Genomic DNA, 15,850 nt, shown 5'->3' with positions numbered 1-15,850 from the left:
CTTGTTTTGAGCATCGGATTTTTTATGCGACTGTCCCGCGCCTTGGCACTGACTCACGAAGCCGCTTCTACTACTCACGCCCTTGATGAACTGGGGGCGCTGCTTGATCCAGACCTGGTCAGCACCGCACTGGAAACGGCGGGAGTGGCGACCATACGTAAGCGACGCCTCCCTCTTGAGTCCATGATCTGGTGCGTGATCGCCATGGCGTTGTTTCGCCGGATGTCGGCCTGGGATGCTGCGAGTCGTATGGACATCATGCTGCCTGGGCAGAGGCCACTGGTGGCACCCAGTGCCATCGTGCAAGGTCGGCAGCGCCTGGGCAGTGCGGCGGTGCGAGAAGTCTTTTCCCTGACGCAACAACGCTGGCATGCCAGCGCCAATCACCCCACCTGGGCGGGTTTGCGCCTGCTCAGTGTCGATGGCGTGGTCTGGCGCACAGCGGATACGGACGACAACCGCAAGCACTATGGCAGCGCCAGTAATCAGCATGGCGATACCGGCTATCCCCAAGTGCGCATGGTCTGCCAGATGGAACTGACCAGTCACATGCTGGTGAGCAGTGCTTTTGCCGGTTATCACAGCAACGAGATGAAGCTGGCCGAACAACTGATCGACAGCACACCCGATCACTCGCTGACCTTGTTCGACCGTGGCTTCTATTCGCTGGGGCTTCTTCATCGCTGGCAACAAACAGGCACTCAGCGCCATTGGCTACTGCCGCTGCGCAAGGATGCTCAATATGAGGTGCTATACAAGCTGGGGCGCCAGGATGCCATCGTCTCGCTGAAGACCTCGCCGCAGGCGCGTAAGCAATGGCCCGAGCTGCCCGACACGCTACAGGCCAGGTTATTAAGCAAGACCATCAAGGGCAAAGTCCGGCAAGTACTGACTTCGATGATCGATCCTCTGCGCTTTCCGCCAGATGACATCGTGGATCTGTACAGCCAGCGTTGGGAAATCGAATTGGGCTATCGAGAAATGAAGCAAGGCATGCTCGCGGGTCACTACACACTGCGCAGTAAAACGCCGGAGATGATTGAACAAGAGCTGTGGGGCGTACTGCTGGGGTACAATCTGCTGCGTTATCAAATGCTGGAAATGAGTCGCCACTGCCCTGGCATCTCCCCCTGCGAAATGAGTTTCACCGCCTGCACCTGGGCGATCCTGGGCTTCTTGAACGGGGTCTCTTTGAATCATCCAGGCAACATCCCTCGCTACCTGGCTGAACTACAGGCTTCGGCCATGCACTACGTCCTGCCTCATCGACGTGAGGAGCGCAGTTACCCGCGGGTGGTCAAGCCCAAGCCGTCCAAGTATCCGACCAGAAATAAAAATGCCAGTCAGCTTAACTGACTGGCATTAGGCATTGGCCTCGCTTTTTTCATTTTAGGCATCACTGCATTAAGCTGCAGCGGGTGTACTCTGCAATTGCTGGCTGCGCAGGCGCAGGTGATAGGAAAAGCCCAGTACCATGAGTGTCAGCCAGACTGAACCTATGGGAATCATCCAGTAGGCTTGCTTCAACCCGAGGTGTTCTGCCAGGAAACCCGTAATGAAGGAGAAAGCCTGCGCACCGATTGACACGGAGATAACCGCAATCCCAGATAAAATGGGCCCGCTGTCCTGATCCAGTCCCATGGCGTTGGACAGAATAAGGGGAAAGAGCCCGCCTAAACCAAGGCCCAGCATGAAGTTGCCATACTGCATCAACTCGGTTGAGTCAGCCAGTTTCAGCATCGCTCCACCTACCCCGGCCAGAATGGCCATGCCAATCATCAGCACGTACAGGTTGACGATACGCAGCAGAAAGATAAAGCCCAGCCGGCTCAGGACCATGCCACCCGTAAAGAACGCAAAGCTGTAGCGTGCAGCCTCACCATCCATGCCGACACCGTTCTGGGCATAGCTTACGAACCAGTTGCCATTTCCCCATTCCACCGCGCCATAACTGAACATCGCCAGTGCCATCAGCAGAAAGACCGGCTGCGACAAGACCGGGCCGTAGCTCAGTGTCTTGCCATGCTGTTTGCTGGAGGAGCCGCCGTAGCTATCCAGCTCGCTGGAGTGATTAAACCAGGCCCAGATACCCATCAGTGCAAGACCAACACCTAAGACACGAATCGGCCAGCGCCAGTCCAGATCCAGCAGGTACAGACCTGTTACTAGAAAGGGAACTGCCATCGTGCCGAGACTGTAAGCAAAGTCTCCCAGCCCCATCATGGTTGAGCGACGCCTGGCGTGCAGGCTGGCTGTCAACGTGTGGCCAATGGTGAACATGATCGAGTTCAGGGTGCCGATAATAAAACTCAGGATCAGCAGCAGTTGCCAGCTGCTAACCCATGACAGAATCATCAGGAAGCCACAGACCATCCAGGCTAGCACGGCAAACAGGCGCATAAAGGGGAAGCGCTGGATGTACTTTCCTCCAAGGAAGGCGCCGGCCACCATGCCGAAGGAAAAGATGGTGAAGAAACTACCGGATATCACATCACTCATGTGCAGCTCGGTTGCCAGCTCAGGCAGTACCACGCCCCATGCCAGAGCTACACAACCAAGTAAAAAGTAACCGGTATAGATAATGATGGTCACCACTAAAGGGTTCATGACCAATATGCTCCTGAAGTTCACAGATTACTGCGTCTGCAAAGACGGCAGTTAACATCAATCAAGCGCAACCTACGGTGGATATCCGTGGTAGCACACATCTGCTGCGCGAGCTGGACTCAACCACATCATGAGCAGCCGGACGTCATCAGAACGTCGAGCTATTTGGTTGTGGAGGAGTGTTCAGGGGGATTGTTATAGGTATGAACGGAGGCGCAGGCCTGATCGTCATGCAGAAGTGCAAATATTCCGTATCTTAGGGAGTTGGAACAGACGTTTTAGGCTGGCTGTATTTTAGTCGAGGGACTGCTGCAAGGTAAGTATGGAAGCACTTCTGTGCGGTTATTTTTAATGAAAATTTGTATCTGAAGCGGTTGAAAAGGTGATGCCCGTCGGCGGAGCATCACCACAGGTGTTACTTCTTCTGCCACTGGCCACTGCTGTTCTGGATATATTCACCCGGAGCGGCCTTCTCGTTCAGGCGCTGGCCGATACGGACTTCCATAACGTCCAGGCTCACGCCTGCTTTCTTGGCGTTGTCGAGATACACTGCTTTGCGTTTACTGTTGATGTCATTTACCAGTGCATCGACATCACCGTTGCCTTTGACGATGGCTACCAGATAGCCGCGATTACCTTCACCTACCAGCCCCTGACTTTTAGCGGCATCAAGACTGATGGCAAAGGCCGGGAGTGAAAGAAACAGGCTGAGAAAAGGGATAAGCCAGAAACGTTTGCTATTACTGATCATAGGGCTACCTCAGAACAGATCACTATTCTTGTCGAGCAGGGTGTCAATCTGACGGTCCAGTTTGACTAGCACTTCATGCTCAATCTTGACGTTTAAGTTGATAGTGATGGGTTTGTCAGGGGCTTCAACCTTGACGCTGGGGGTGCAGCCTGCGACAACGATCAGGGCACCCAACAGGGCCGTGAGTGTTGGCATTGTTTTCATGTTTTCTCACTTTATTGTGCCGTTAAGGAAGCATGCCGCCATGTCCGACATCGTGACGAGATGCTTGCACCAATCAGTGGATCGACTCAGCGTGACAGCTGTTGCTGAATTCGTTCTCCCAGAACGGTATTGAGCTTGCCGGTAACCTGTAGGGAGCGCAAGAGCTGCAGCAGGTTTTCCTCCACACTGATATTGAAGTTAACTGCCCGCCCTTGCTCAAAAGCAGGGTTACTGCCCTCTAGGTGAGTCTGCAGCAGCAATTTGCCATCGGCCGCATAATCGACATTGGCATCGAGAGAGTTGAAGTGAAAGTCTCCCAGCAGAGCGGAAACGGAGGCCAGCTGTGGATAGGTCTGGCTCATAGCCTCCAGACCCAGATTGCCGGTATAGCTGAGCTTACCGCCAGAGCCAGTGGCAGACAGATAACCCTGTTCAATACGCAGACCCTGCTGATCATAGTGGAAGGGGAGCGTGCCACTGATGCGCCCTTGCCCCTGCAGCGGCGAGGAAGGGTGGGTGGCCATGATTGCCGCCAGCGACATATCACTCAGCAGTAGCCGTCCGTCAACAGGGCCCGGGTAGCTGAAGCTGGTGGGATTGACGCGAATATTGCCGTCAAGAATATCGCTGCCAAGCTGATTGAGAGCAACCTGATAACGGTTCTGGTTATATCGAATGTCGGCCTGTCCACGGAAGTTCTTGATGCCTAACAGTTCATAGCGAGGCAAGGAGCTGGTCAGCGACAGGGTGCCTGTATCGGGTGATCCTTGTAGCCGGTAGTTAACCTTGAAGTCGCTCCAGGCCGGGTAACCATCCCACTCTCCGTCGCTATCCAGCTCGCCACGGCCGTTAAAGGTCAGGCCGCCAGTAAGATTGTACTGTCCGCTCCAGCTCAACTGGCCAGACAGCTGGCGGAGTTCGGGCTGGTTAAGATACGGACGCAGAGGAGCCAGTGCCAGATTAAGCTGGGCAGTGCCGGTATGGGCGGTGTCGCTGATATCGCCTGCCAGTGACAGCGATGACTGCAAGGCGTTCACCGTGACGTTGTAGTTGCCGTGGTTGGCGACCTGCAGGGCCTGAGCTGAGACCATGGCTGATACTGGTTGCTGCCTGATCGTCAGCGGCAGTGTCTGTTGTGGCAGGGAAACGTTAAACGCGACCGGGTGTTCTGGTTGCAGCAAGAACCGCTCCAGTTGGAGAGTCCAGTCAAAGGCGGACGCTTTTAACTGAGCTGCAGGCAGTTGCAGCCCCTGACTGCGCCACTGCAGACTGGCAGGTACCAGAGTGATGTCGTGGCTCAGACTGTTCCAGTTAAAGCTGATCGGAGCCGGCCAGTTCAACTGACTGGGGGCCAGTTGCAGGTTATCCAGTTGAGCACGGCCCAGGTTGATCTGACCATTGCTGTCCAGTTGCAGCTGCAAGCCCTGATCGGTATCGACCAGACTCCAGGGCAGTGCGGCATGCACAGAGTCGAGGAACATATTGCCCTGGAACCAGTGTGGCAGGGACAGCAGAATTGTACCGCCCAGTTGCTGGTCATCAATTTGCTCCAGCGACGCCACCAGCTGCTGGCCGCTGTTGTCGGGAAAGTTGGCTGTCAGGCTGATGTCGCCATTGAGCCGTGGACGCGGATGGGCGAAGTCCCAGGTTAGAGTTGAGCCTTCGCCGACACTGGCATTGAGATAGGTGAGTGGGGGCAGCGACAGGTCCAGTTCACGGGTATCCAGTGGCCATTCAACGGCGGAGGGCTGAGCAAAGCGCACCTCCATGCCCTCATTGTTGGCATCAACGTCTGCTACGATTTCTCCGTCAATCGGCTGCTGGCTCCACTGAGGTAACTGCCAGTGCCCGCGCACCCGGGTGTTTATCCGCAGAGGATAGCTGTCATTGCCTTCCAGCCAGCGCAGGCTGAGTTGCAGCTGATTGCGATTAGCCTCTGTGCTGGCCTCCTCACGAGGCTGGCTGAGGGTCATATCCAGACTGGCGGCACCGGTCAGCCTGGCCTGTACATCGAAAGGGTCATTGATGGCATCCAGCTTCAGCTGGCCATCCAGAGTGCCGCCATCCAGGTCCAGACCCAACTGACCCTGCAAGGCCCAGCCTTGTGCATCGATCTCTAATGCGTCAATTTTCAGATGGTTGGAGGGAATGCGGCGTAGCCAGTCACGCGGGGGGAGCGGCGGTATTACCGTTGTGCTGGCCTGTTGCTGAGGTTTGAGGCTGAGTTTGGCCTCTCCAATGTGCAGATTCTCGACATAGCCCTGAGCCAGAGTGGGAGGAGCATACTGGATACCCACCTGATTCAGGGACAGGCTGGCTTCCCCATTCTCCAGCACCAGATAGTCCAGATACCAATGGCGCAGATCGGGATGGCCGACCTTCACCCCTGTGACCTGCCAGCCAGGCAAAGCGCGTTGTACCAGCAGATCGAGCACTGGCGGCAGGGTGGTCGGCAGCGTCAGGTAGAGAGCCAGGACGACAAAGACAAGCCCCAGTAGGACGTACCCGATTCGCTGCATGTAACCCTCCCTGATGAAACCTTTATGGACGCACCGATTATGCCTATTCGCCCAAAAAGCATAAATGTCTTATAGCGCAAGAATCGGCGAAAGGTCTTTATATTTCAGTTTTCTCTTTGAACTCACACAGATCGGCAATGATACAGGCGCCACAGCGTGGTTTTCGGGCCACGCAGACATAGCGACCATGCAGGATCAGCCAGTGATGGGCATCCAGGCGGAATTCCCGTGGTACATGACGCATCAGCTTGTCTTCGACCTCCACCACATCTTTGCCGGGGGCAATGCCTGTGCGGTTGGAGACGCGGAAAATATGGGTATCTACCGCGATAGTTGGCTGGCCAAAGGCGGTGTTCAGCACCACATTGGCTGTTTTGCGGCCCACTCCCGGCAGTGATTCAAGTGCCTCGCGTACAGGAGGGACTTCCCCCTGATAATTCTCCAGCAAAATACGGCAGGTTTTGATGACATTCTCGGCCTTGCTGTTAAACAGGCCGATGGTCTTGATGTATTCCCTGATGCCATCAACCCCAAGATCCAGCATGGCCTGAGGAGTATTGGCGACAGGAAACAGCCGGGCAGTGGCCTTGTTGACGCTGACATCAGTGGCCTGGGCTGACAGTAGTACGGCAATCAGCAGCTCAAAGGGCGTGCTGTAGTTCAGTTCTGTGGTGGGGTGGGGGTTGTCGTCGCGCAGGCGGGTAAAAATTTCCAGACGTTTAATTTTATTCATTGGCCATTAATCACGGTGGTCGGAAGCGATGAAAAAACGTTCACGATCAACCCTGTGTCCCTGTACGGTCAGCCCTACAAGGTTTAATCGCCAAACAGACATTCAGGGTGGCGATTGCCATCCTGAATGTCAAAGCCCGGATCACTCGACATGGCCGGTGACGCGCACACGTTTGCTACCGGTGCTGGCGGTGTCTGTATGACTATGGGCTTGTGCTGCCCGCTCTTTCAGATGCCGGTCGATAATGTTTTTCAGAGAAATCAGCAGGCCTAAAGCGACAAAGGCGCCGGGTGGCAGCACCGCGAACAAGAAGCCTGGGTAGTTATGGAACACCACGATCTTCCAGTGTGCGGCCATGGGACCAAACAGCAGCTCCATCTGATTGAACAGGGTACCCTGACCAATCAGCTCACGAATACCACCGAGAAGCACCAGCACCAGCGTAAAGCCCAGGCTCATGGTGAAGCCATCCCAGGCGGATGCCAGTACACCATTCTTGCTGGCAAAGGCATCTGCGCGGCCAAGAATGACACAGTTGGTCACGATCAGCGGAATGAAAATGCCGAGAATCTCATACAGCTCATAGGTGAACCCCTGCATCAGCAGCTCTACGCAGGTCGTAAGGGAGGCGATGATCATCACGAAGGCGGGCAGACGGATGGCGTCCGTTACCTGATTCCTAATCAGCGACACCACCAGATTGGAGCTGGTCAGCACCGCCATGGTGGCGAGGCCCAGACCGAGGGCATTGACGACTGATGCCGATACTGCCAGCAAGGGGCACAGGCCCAGCAGCTGCACCAGCGCAGGGTTGTTCTTCCACAACCCCTGCAGGGTAATTTCCTTGAAATCACTCATTATTTTGTGGCTCCTGCCAGGGTCAGCAGCTGACCCTTGTTAGCCTGAAAATATTCCAATGCATCGTGAATAGCACCGACAACCGCTCGGGGGGTAATGGTTGCCCCGGTAAACTGATCAAACTCGCCGCCGTCTTTCTTGACATGCCACTGTTCGCCCGTGGTATTGGCCAGCGATTTACCCGTAAAGTTTTCGATCCAGCTGGATTTGCGGGTTTCGATTTTGTCTCCCAGCCCCGGGGTTTCCTTGTGCTCTACTACGCGGACGCCGGCCAGATCACCGTTGGACCACACGCCGACGATGATGCGAATGTCACCACTGTAGCCTTTGTGCGTCACCACCGGCAGAAATACGGCATTGACCTGCCCTTGCAGCACAGACTGCAGCACTTCAGCGGCGTGCTCATTACCCAGAGTGCCGGCCGGCAGGGTAATGACATGCTTGAAGAAGGGGCTGTCATGTTTGGCCGCAGGGACCATTTCATCCAGCGCCTTGGTTGCCGCTGACAGTTTGTTCGCTTCAATGCGCGGTGCCGTCAGGGTCTGGGTCAGGGCAATTGTCCCAGCGGTAATGACCGCGAAAATACCCAGGCCGATACTGTTACGTCTAATGGAATCAATCAGCATCTGGCACTTACCCTTTTTTCGGCAGGCCGCGTCTGGCTTTCTTGTGGCCGTAGGTGCGCGGTTGGGTGTAGTAGTCGAGGAAAGGGGCCGCCAGGTTCATCAGCAGCACACCAAAGGCCATGGCATCGGGGTAGTTACCCCAGGTGCGGATAACATAAAGCAGAATACCGATGCCTGCGCCATAGATCAGCTTACCCTTGTTGCTGGTCGCGGCGGTCACCGGGTCGGTGGCAATAAAGAATGCCCCGAACATGGTGGCGCCGGCCATCAGATGGAATATCGGACTGCTGAAATTGCTGGTGTCACCTGCGTAGAACAGGCCGGAAATGATCAGCAGGGCAGCCAGCAGACTGACCGGGATATGCCAGGTGATCACGCGGCGATACAGCATGTACAGGCCACCCAGTACCCACGACAGACTGAGCCAGATCCAGGTGGGCCAGGCGCTGTTCAGATCAGCGTTGTGTTGCCATACCTCTTCATTGGTCAGACTGCCTTTGTGGCGGATGACATCCAGTGGCGTGGCGGAAGTGATGGCGTCGGGTAACGCAAGGCTGCCCTGAAAGATCAGATGCAGGCCTTCGGCAAAGCTCGGTGGGGTGGTCAGGTTGGCTGAGGCAGCCCATTGCGTCATGGGAACAGGCAGGGCAATCAGCAGCAGGGCGTACCCGATCATAGCGGGGTTGAAAGGGTTGTAGCCCATGCCGCCATAGAGTTGCTTGGCAAAGATAATGGCAAAGGCGGTCCCCAGTACGGTCAGCCACCAGGGCGCATAGCCGGGTAGGGACAGTGCCAGTAGCCAGGCTGTCACCAGCGCGCTGGCATCTTTCAGATAGAAACTTACAGGCCGTTTACGCAGCTTCATGATGGCGGCTTCGCACATCAGAGCGGTGACGGAGGCGATCACCAGCTGGATCAGGCTTCCCCAGCCAAAGAACCAGGTCAGAGTGGCCAGACCGGGCAGGGTCGCCAGCAGCACTGTCTGCATGACCTGTGACGTGCTGATCGGCTTATGGGTAAATGGTGAGCTTGCGTGAATCATGTCTCTCAACCCTGTGCAGCAGTCAGTGCCTGACTGGCCTGTTCTGCCTGTACTTTGGCCTGTTCAACGGCCGCCTGCAGGGTGCTGATGTCGCCCCCTTCTGCTTCAGCCTGACTCAAGGCCCGCTCGGCTTTTTTCAGCGCAGCATTGGCCATTGCGGCATTGATCTTCAGCTGTTTGATATCGGCGGCAGGTGCAGCAGGCACAGGCACGTCGGCCGTCGTACTGCCGCTTTCCGCCTGTTCCAGAGCCTGCTGGGCTTCGTCGGCTTTCTGCTGCAACTGCCTGACGGTATCGCGCAGTGGCTCGCAGCCATCCAGGCCTTTTTCTTCGGCATTCTTTAATGCCTGCTCAGCCTTCTTCAGCTTGGTACGGGCAACAGCCGCTTCCGTTTTCAGGGTCTTGAGATCCTTGACCGCAACAGTGGCAGCTTCAGTCGCTGTTGCTCCCGACTCCGCCTGTTGTAATGCCTTTTCTGCCTGTTGTGCGACATGGTTCAGCTGATTGAAGTCGGCTTCCAGCTGAGCCATATCACCTTCACCACTTTCCCGGGCGGCAGCCAGTGCTTTCTCGGCTTTTTTCGCTTTGGTACGGGTAATGGCGGCATCAATTTTCAGCTGTTTGATGTCTGCCGCGGGCTGTACCGGGGCGGCTGCGACCGGTGCCTGTTCTGCCTGCCGCAAGGCTTGCTCTGCCTGTTGCGCAATGGCATTCAGCTGATTGAAGTCGGCTTCCAGCTGAGCCATATCACCTTCCCCACTTTCCCGGGCGGCAGCCAGTGCTTTCTCGGCTTTTTTCGCTTTGGTACGGGTAATGGCGGCATCAATTTTCAGCTGTTTGATGTCTGCCGCGGGCTGTACCGGGGCGGCTGCGACCGGTGCCTGCTCAGCCTGCTGCAAGGCGCGCTCGGCCTGTTGCGCAATGGCATTCAGCTGATTGCATTCGGCTTCCAGCTGAGCCACATCGCCCTCACCACTTTCCCGGGCGGCAGCCAGTGCTTTCTCGGCTTTCTTCGCTTTGGTGCGGGTAATGGCAGCATCAATCTTCAGTTGCTTGATGTCAGCAGTAGCCTGAACCGGTGCTGCTGCCGTAGCACTCTGCTCGGCCTGAGCCAGTGCCTGTTCCGCAGCCTGGCTGGCGGCGGTCAGCTGGTTCAGTTCCTGCTCCAGCTCAGCGGTATGCTCGCCTGCCTGCTGTGCAGCAGCCAGTGCTTTTTCCGCCTTCTTCACCTTGGTGCGCGCGATAGCGGCGGCTGTCTTCAGTGCTTTGATGTCACTTTCTACCGCGGCTGGCGGCGCTGCTGGTGCGGTCACCGCTGCAGGTTGCTGGCGGGCTGACTGAGCTTTGGCGGCCTCTTCGGCACGGGCCTTGCGTTTGGCTTCTTTCTCATCCAGCTCGCGTTGCAGTCGAGCCTGACGTGCTTCAAAGCGCAGACGGGCATGTTCCGCTTTTTGCTGCTCCTGACTTTCCTTGCGGATGTCATCCTTGGCATGGCGATAGTACTGTACCAGCGGAATAAAGCTTGGGCAGACATACGCACAGGCACCGCATTCAATACAGTCAAACAGATTGAACTGCTGCGCCTTTTCGTATTCTTTAGCCTTGGCAAACCAATACAGTTGCTGCGGTAGCAGATCGGCCGGGCAGGCCTGTTCACAAAGACCACAGCGAATGCACGCCTGAGCGGGTGGCGCAGCTGGAAACTCTGCCGGGGTGGAGGCGATCAGGCAGTTAGTCAGCTTGGTAACCGGGATGCTCAGGTCATTGAGGGGGAAGCCCATCATCGGGCCGCCCATCACCAGTTTGCCCAGCTGCTGAGGCTGCAGTCCAGCGAAGGCCAGCAGTTCATCAACTGGGGTGCCGATCAGCGCGTCGACATTGCGAGCTTGCTGCAGCGCCTGACCGGTCAGGGTGGTCACCCGACTGATCAGTGGTTCGCCAAGATAAACTGCGCGAAAGGCGGCAGCGGCGGTACCGACGTTACAGCAGACCACGCCAATCTCGGACGAGCGGCCGGAGCTCGGGACTTCCTTGCCGGTCAGCAGGTATGTCAGCTGCTTGGCACCACCGGAAGGGTATTTGGTAGGGACCACACCGATCTCAACCGGCACCAGGCAACGACTGGCCGCTTCGCGCATGGCGGCAATGGCTTCAGGCTTGTTGTCTTCAATACCGATAACAATTTTCGGGTTGCCCAGTAGCCAGGCCAGTATCTCGCCGCCACGAATCACTTCGTCAGCGCGCTCACGCATCAGCATGTCGTCAGCAGTGATGTACGGCTCACATTCGGCACCATTCAGAATCAGGGTGTCGATGGGGTGGTGGTCGGGGGTGTTGAGCTTCACATCGGTCGGGAAGCCCGCTCCGCCAAGGCCTGCTACACCGGCATTGCGCAGGTAGCTCAGTACGGTTTCCCGCGACTCATGGCGGTAATCATCCAGCCGCTGGCGCTCACCCCAGGTGTCCTGACCGTCAGGTTGCAGATGGATGCACAGGTCCTGCATGCCAGAGGGGTGGGGTACGGCAAAAGGCGCAATAGCCACAATAGTGCCCGAGGTGGGAGCGTGTACTGCGGCACTGACGCGGCCGAAGGGCTCGGCAAGCATCTGACCTTTGAGCACTTTGTCGCCGACCTGCACGATGGGTTCAGCCGCCGCTCCGGCATGCTGCTTCAATGGCAGGATCAGGCGCGAGGGTAACGGAGGCTGCGCAATCGGCAGAGTGGTCGACTGGGTCTTGTTCTCGGGAGGATGTACGCCACCGTTGAAATCCCAGATACGTAATGCGGTGGTCACCTGCTGTGCTGGTGCAGTGCTGTTCAGTCCCATGGGCGCGTTCATGCCGCCTGTCCCCTTCCACGATCAGTGATGATCAGTTGTTCGGGGGCTGGTGGCGCCGGCCATGACCAGTTTTCCACAGTGGTCTCGATGGGGATCATATCTATACAGTCAACAGGGCAGGGTTCGACACACAGATCACAACCGGTGCATTCACTGCTGATGACTGTGTGCATCTGTTTGGCTGCACCGAGAATGGCATCGACCGGACAGGCCTGTATGCATTTGGTACAGCCTATACATTCATCTTCACGGATGTAGGCAATGGAGCGAGGCTTCTCCACACCGTGCTCGGAGTCTAGTGGTACCGCCTCTACACCCAGCAGATCAGCCAGTGAGTCGATGGTGGACTGGCCACCCGGTGGGCATTTGTTGATGGCATCACCGCCAGCAATCGCCTCAGCGTAAGGACGGCAGCCGGGATAGCCACACTGACCACACTGGGTTTGTGGCAAGAGGGAGTCGATCTGCTCGACGATGGGGTTGCCTTCCACCTTGAATCGAATAGCGGCGTAGCCAAGCACCGCGCCAAACACCAGCGCCAGCCCCAGCAGAGCAATAATGGCATAAACAATCAGACTCATGGCGTGCTCCTCAGATCTGTACCAGGCCGGTAAAGCCAAGGAACGCCAGTGAAATCAGGCCCGCGGTGATCATGCTGATGGCGGCACCGCGAAACGGCAGGGGCACATCTGCCACGGCGATGCGCTCACGCATGGCGGCGAACAGAATCAATACCAGAGAGAAGCCCACTGCAGCACCGAAGCCGTAGAACACGGATTCCACCAGTGAGTTCTGTTTGTTGATGTTCAGTAATGCCACACCGAGTACGGCACAGTTGGTGGTAATCAGTGGCAGGAAGATCCCCAGCACCTTGTACAGCACCGGGCTGGTTTTACGCACCACCATCTCGGTGAACTGCACCACCACGGCGATCACCAGAATAAAGGCGATGGTTTTCAGGTAGCCCAGACCCAGTGGCGCCAGAATGTAGGTGTAGGTCAGATAGCTGCACAGGGAGGACAGGGTCAGGACAAAGGTGGTGGCCAGTGACATACCCATGGCGGTTTCCAGCTTGTTGGAAACGCCCATGAACGGGCACAGACCGAGGAACTGCACCAGTACAAAGTTGTTGACCAGGATCGTGCTGACGAGGATCAGGGCAAGATCAGACATTCTTAAGCATCACTTATCCGGGGTATGCGGCTGGGAACGGATATCGCCGCAACAGGTTAATCTTCACGGTCATTCGTCATACGGTGGGAGCCTGCCTGAGTTTCCTGTCTGGTAAGCCAGCGAAGCATCGGCGATCGTATGTCGGTTTTTGGAACAGGCTATTCTAATTGTCGCGGCGCCAATTTGCTGCACGTCAGTTAGAACTAAACTCACTACGTTATAAGAAAACGTTCTGTAGACATTCGCTTATAGCGCTTATGGTTATTATTGATAAAGGCCATCTTGCCATAGCTGGCTTTGCTAGATGATGGCTTTTGCTGTTGCCTGAACGGTAAGTCAACAACGGGATACCTTGGCGCTGCCTTTCATGACGCGGATATGCTGTTAGTGCGAGGGGCTCAGGCATCAAAAACGCCAAAGCGCTGACTTGCAGCGCTTTGGTATATGGCAGAACGTATCGGTTACTTGATCCGCATTCCTGGCTGGGCGCCGGTATGGGGCTCCAGCAACCAAATGTCCTTACCGCCGGGGCCTGCCGCCAGCACCATGCCTTCCGACAGACCGAACTTCATCTTCCGGGGAGCCAGGTTGGCGATCATGATGGTCAGTTTGCCTTCCAGATCTTCAGGCTTGTAGGCCGACTTGATACCGGAGAAGACATTGCGGGTTTCGCCGCCCAGATCCAGCGTCAGGCGCAGCAGTTTTTCTGCGCCTTCAACGTGTTCGGCCTTGGCGATCAGGGCTACACGCAGATCCAGCTTGGCAAAGTCAGCAATGTCGATGGTCTCGGCAATGGGTTCTTCTGCCAGTGGCCCTTTGACGGCCGGTGCAGTTGCTGCCGCCTGCTCTTCTTTGGATGCATCGATCATGGCATTGACCTTATCCATCTCTACGCGGGTCAGCAGGGCGGTGAAGGTGCTGATACGGCTGCCCAACAGCAGTGTCTCAGCACTGGCCCAGTTCAGCTGATCCTGCAGGAAGGCTTCGGAGCGTTCGGCCAGCTGCGGCAGCACCGGCTTGAGGTAAACAATCAGCAGACGGAACAGGTTGATGCCTGCGGTGCAGACGGCCTGCACTTCCGCTTCCATGCCTTCCTGCTTGGCCAGCACCCAGGGCGCTTTGTCTGCGATGTACTGGTTGGCCTTGTCAGCCAGCGCCATGATGTCGCGGATGGCACGACCGTATTCCCGCTTCTCATAGTACTGAGCGATGGTTTCGGCTGCGGCCTGGAACTCGGCGGTCAACTCGGGAGCTGCGTCGGTATCGGCCAGTGCGCCATCGAATTTCTTGCTGATAAAGCCTGCACAGCGGCTGGCAATATTGACCACCTTGCCGACCAGATCACTGTTTACCCGCTGTACGAAGTCTTCCAGGTTCAGGTCGAGGTCATCGACGCTGGAGGTCAGCTTGGCCGCGAAGTAATAACGCAGGTATTCAGGGTCAAGGTGATCCAGATAAGTACGGGCCTTGATAAAGGTGCCGCGTGACTTGGACATCTTCTTGCCGTTAACGGTCAGGAAACCGTGCGCATTGACTGCTGTAGGGGTACGGAAGTCAGCCGCATGCAGCATGGATGGCCAGAACAGCGAATGGAAACTGATGATGTCCTTACCGATGAAGTGATACAGCTCGGCTTTGGAGTCCTTATTCCAGAACTCGTCGAAGTCGACACCTTCACGGTTGCAGTAGTCCTGGAAACTGGCCATGTAACCGATAGGTGCATCCAGCCAGACGTAGAAGAATTTGTCTTTCTCGCCGGGGATTTCAAAACCGAAGTAGGGCGCATCACGGCTGATGTCCCACTCCTGCAGGCCGCTTTCCAGCCATTCAGCCAGCTTGTTGGCCACTTCGTTCTGCAGGGTGCCGCTACGCGTCCATTCCTTCAGGAAGGCGTCAAACTCAGGCAGCTTGAAGAAGAAGTGCGTGGACTCCTTGTTCACCGGCGTGGCGCCAGAGATGGCTGAGCGTGGGTTGATCAGTTCTGCCGGGGTGTAGGTCGCGCCGCAGGCTTCGCAGTTGTCACCGTACTGATCCTCAGCTTTGCAGCGTGGGCAGGTGCCTTTGATAAAGCGATCGGCGAGGAACAGGTTCTTCACCGGGTCATAAGCCTGCACGATAGTGCGTTCAGCGATATGGCCCTTGGCCTTCAGGCGATTGTAGATCAGCTCTGAGTAGTGCTTGTTCTCGGGCGAATGAGTCGAGTAGTAATTATCGAAGCGCACCAGAAAGTCAGCGGTATCCTGGCGATGCTCTGCATTCACCTCGTCAATCAGGGCTTCCGGTGTGATCCCCATTTGCTCAGCCTTGAGCATGATGGCGGTGCCATGCGCATCGTCCGCACAGACGTAGGTGCAGTTATGACCACGGAGTTTCTGGAAGCGAACCCAGATGTCAGTTTGGATCTGTTCCAGCAGGTGGCCCAGATGCAGGGAACCATTGGCGTAGGGCAGCGCACTGGTGACAAGAATCTTGCGAGTAGCGTCAGACATAATCTTTG

13 protein-coding genes are annotated in these 15,850 nt (G+C 56.4%); 1 reads left to right on the top strand and 12 read right to left on the bottom strand.

Going from position 1 to position 15,850, the window contains the following annotated elements:
* Positions 1 to 24: 24 nt before the first annotated feature.
* Complete coding sequence (locus QCD60_RS03015) at positions 25 to 1,356, top strand: IS4 family transposase (RefSeq protein ID WP_279781589.1); 1,332 nt, start codon at positions 25 to 27, stop codon at positions 1,354 to 1,356.
* A 48-nt stretch (positions 1,357 to 1,404) separates the two neighbouring features.
* Here QCD60_RS03015 and QCD60_RS03010 read toward each other — a convergent pair whose 3' ends face one another.
* From QCD60_RS03010 to metG, 12 genes are all read right to left on the bottom strand, one after another.
* Positions 1,405 to 2,607: an MFS transporter gene (locus QCD60_RS03010; RefSeq protein ID WP_279782298.1), complete on the bottom strand. Its 1,203-nt coding sequence runs from the start codon at positions 2,605 to 2,607 to the stop codon at positions 1,405 to 1,407.
* A 415-nt stretch (positions 2,608 to 3,022) separates the two neighbouring features.
* The gene (locus QCD60_RS03005) at positions 3,023 to 3,358 is read right to left on the bottom strand and encodes a YdbL family protein (RefSeq protein ID WP_279782296.1); all 336 of its coding nucleotides are present in this window, start codon (positions 3,356 to 3,358) and stop codon (positions 3,023 to 3,025) included.
* Between the two features lie 9 nt (positions 3,359 to 3,367).
* Entirely contained in the window at positions 3,368 to 3,562 is a 195-nt protein-coding gene (locus QCD60_RS03000) for a YnbE family lipoprotein (protein ID WP_104154978.1), read from the bottom strand.
* Between the two features lie 86 nt (positions 3,563 to 3,648).
* A complete protein-coding gene (locus QCD60_RS02995; RefSeq protein ID WP_279782294.1) occupies positions 3,649 to 6,081 on the bottom strand; it encodes a YdbH domain-containing protein in 2,433 nt (810 codons plus the stop codon).
* Between the two features lie 97 nt (positions 6,082 to 6,178).
* On the bottom strand, positions 6,179 to 6,814 hold the full coding sequence (nth, locus tag QCD60_RS02990) for an endonuclease III (protein ID WP_279782291.1): 636 nt from the start codon (positions 6,812 to 6,814) through the stop codon (positions 6,179 to 6,181).
* A 141-nt stretch (positions 6,815 to 6,955) separates the two neighbouring features.
* Positions 6,956 to 7,672: an electron transport complex subunit E gene (locus QCD60_RS02985; RefSeq protein WP_279782289.1), complete on the bottom strand. Its 717-nt coding sequence runs from the start codon at positions 7,670 to 7,672 to the stop codon at positions 6,956 to 6,958.
* Positions 7,672 to 8,298 carry an electron transport complex subunit RsxG gene (gene rsxG / locus QCD60_RS02980; protein ID WP_279782287.1) on the bottom strand — a complete coding sequence of 209 codons (627 nt, stop codon included), beginning with the start codon at positions 8,296 to 8,298 and terminating at the stop codon, positions 7,672 to 7,674. The genes QCD60_RS02985 and rsxG overlap by 1 nt, the downstream gene beginning before the upstream one ends.
* A 7-nt stretch (positions 8,299 to 8,305) precedes the next feature.
* Positions 8,306 to 9,340, bottom strand: coding sequence for an electron transport complex subunit RsxD (rsxD, locus tag QCD60_RS02975; protein ID WP_279782285.1), 1,035 nt, complete (start codon positions 9,338 to 9,340; stop codon positions 8,306 to 8,308).
* Between the two features lie 5 nt (positions 9,341 to 9,345).
* On the bottom strand, positions 9,346 to 12,168 hold the full coding sequence (gene rsxC / locus QCD60_RS02970; RefSeq protein WP_279782283.1) for an electron transport complex subunit RsxC: 2,823 nt from the start codon (positions 12,166 to 12,168) through the stop codon (positions 9,346 to 9,348).
* A gap of 8 nt (positions 12,169 to 12,176) precedes the next feature.
* The gene (gene rsxB / locus QCD60_RS02965; RefSeq protein WP_279782281.1) at positions 12,177 to 12,761 is read right to left on the bottom strand and encodes an electron transport complex subunit RsxB; all 585 of its coding nucleotides are present in this window, start codon (positions 12,759 to 12,761) and stop codon (positions 12,177 to 12,179) included.
* 10 nt (positions 12,762 to 12,771) lie between these two features.
* Positions 12,772 to 13,353: an electron transport complex subunit RsxA gene (gene rsxA / locus QCD60_RS02960; protein ID WP_104154971.1), complete on the bottom strand. Its 582-nt coding sequence runs from the start codon at positions 13,351 to 13,353 to the stop codon at positions 12,772 to 12,774.
* A 461-nt stretch (positions 13,354 to 13,814) separates the two neighbouring features.
* Positions 13,815 to 15,842, bottom strand: coding sequence for a methionine--tRNA ligase (gene metG / locus QCD60_RS02955; RefSeq protein WP_279782278.1), 2,028 nt, complete (start codon positions 15,840 to 15,842; stop codon positions 13,815 to 13,817).
* Between the last annotated feature and the right edge of the window lie 8 nt (positions 15,843 to 15,850).

The organism is Pokkaliibacter sp. MBI-7, assembly GCF_029846635.1.
Taxonomy (GTDB): Bacteria; Pseudomonadota; Gammaproteobacteria; order Pseudomonadales; family Balneatricaceae; genus Pokkaliibacter.
This window is presented reverse-complemented; position numbering and strand designations above follow the sequence as displayed.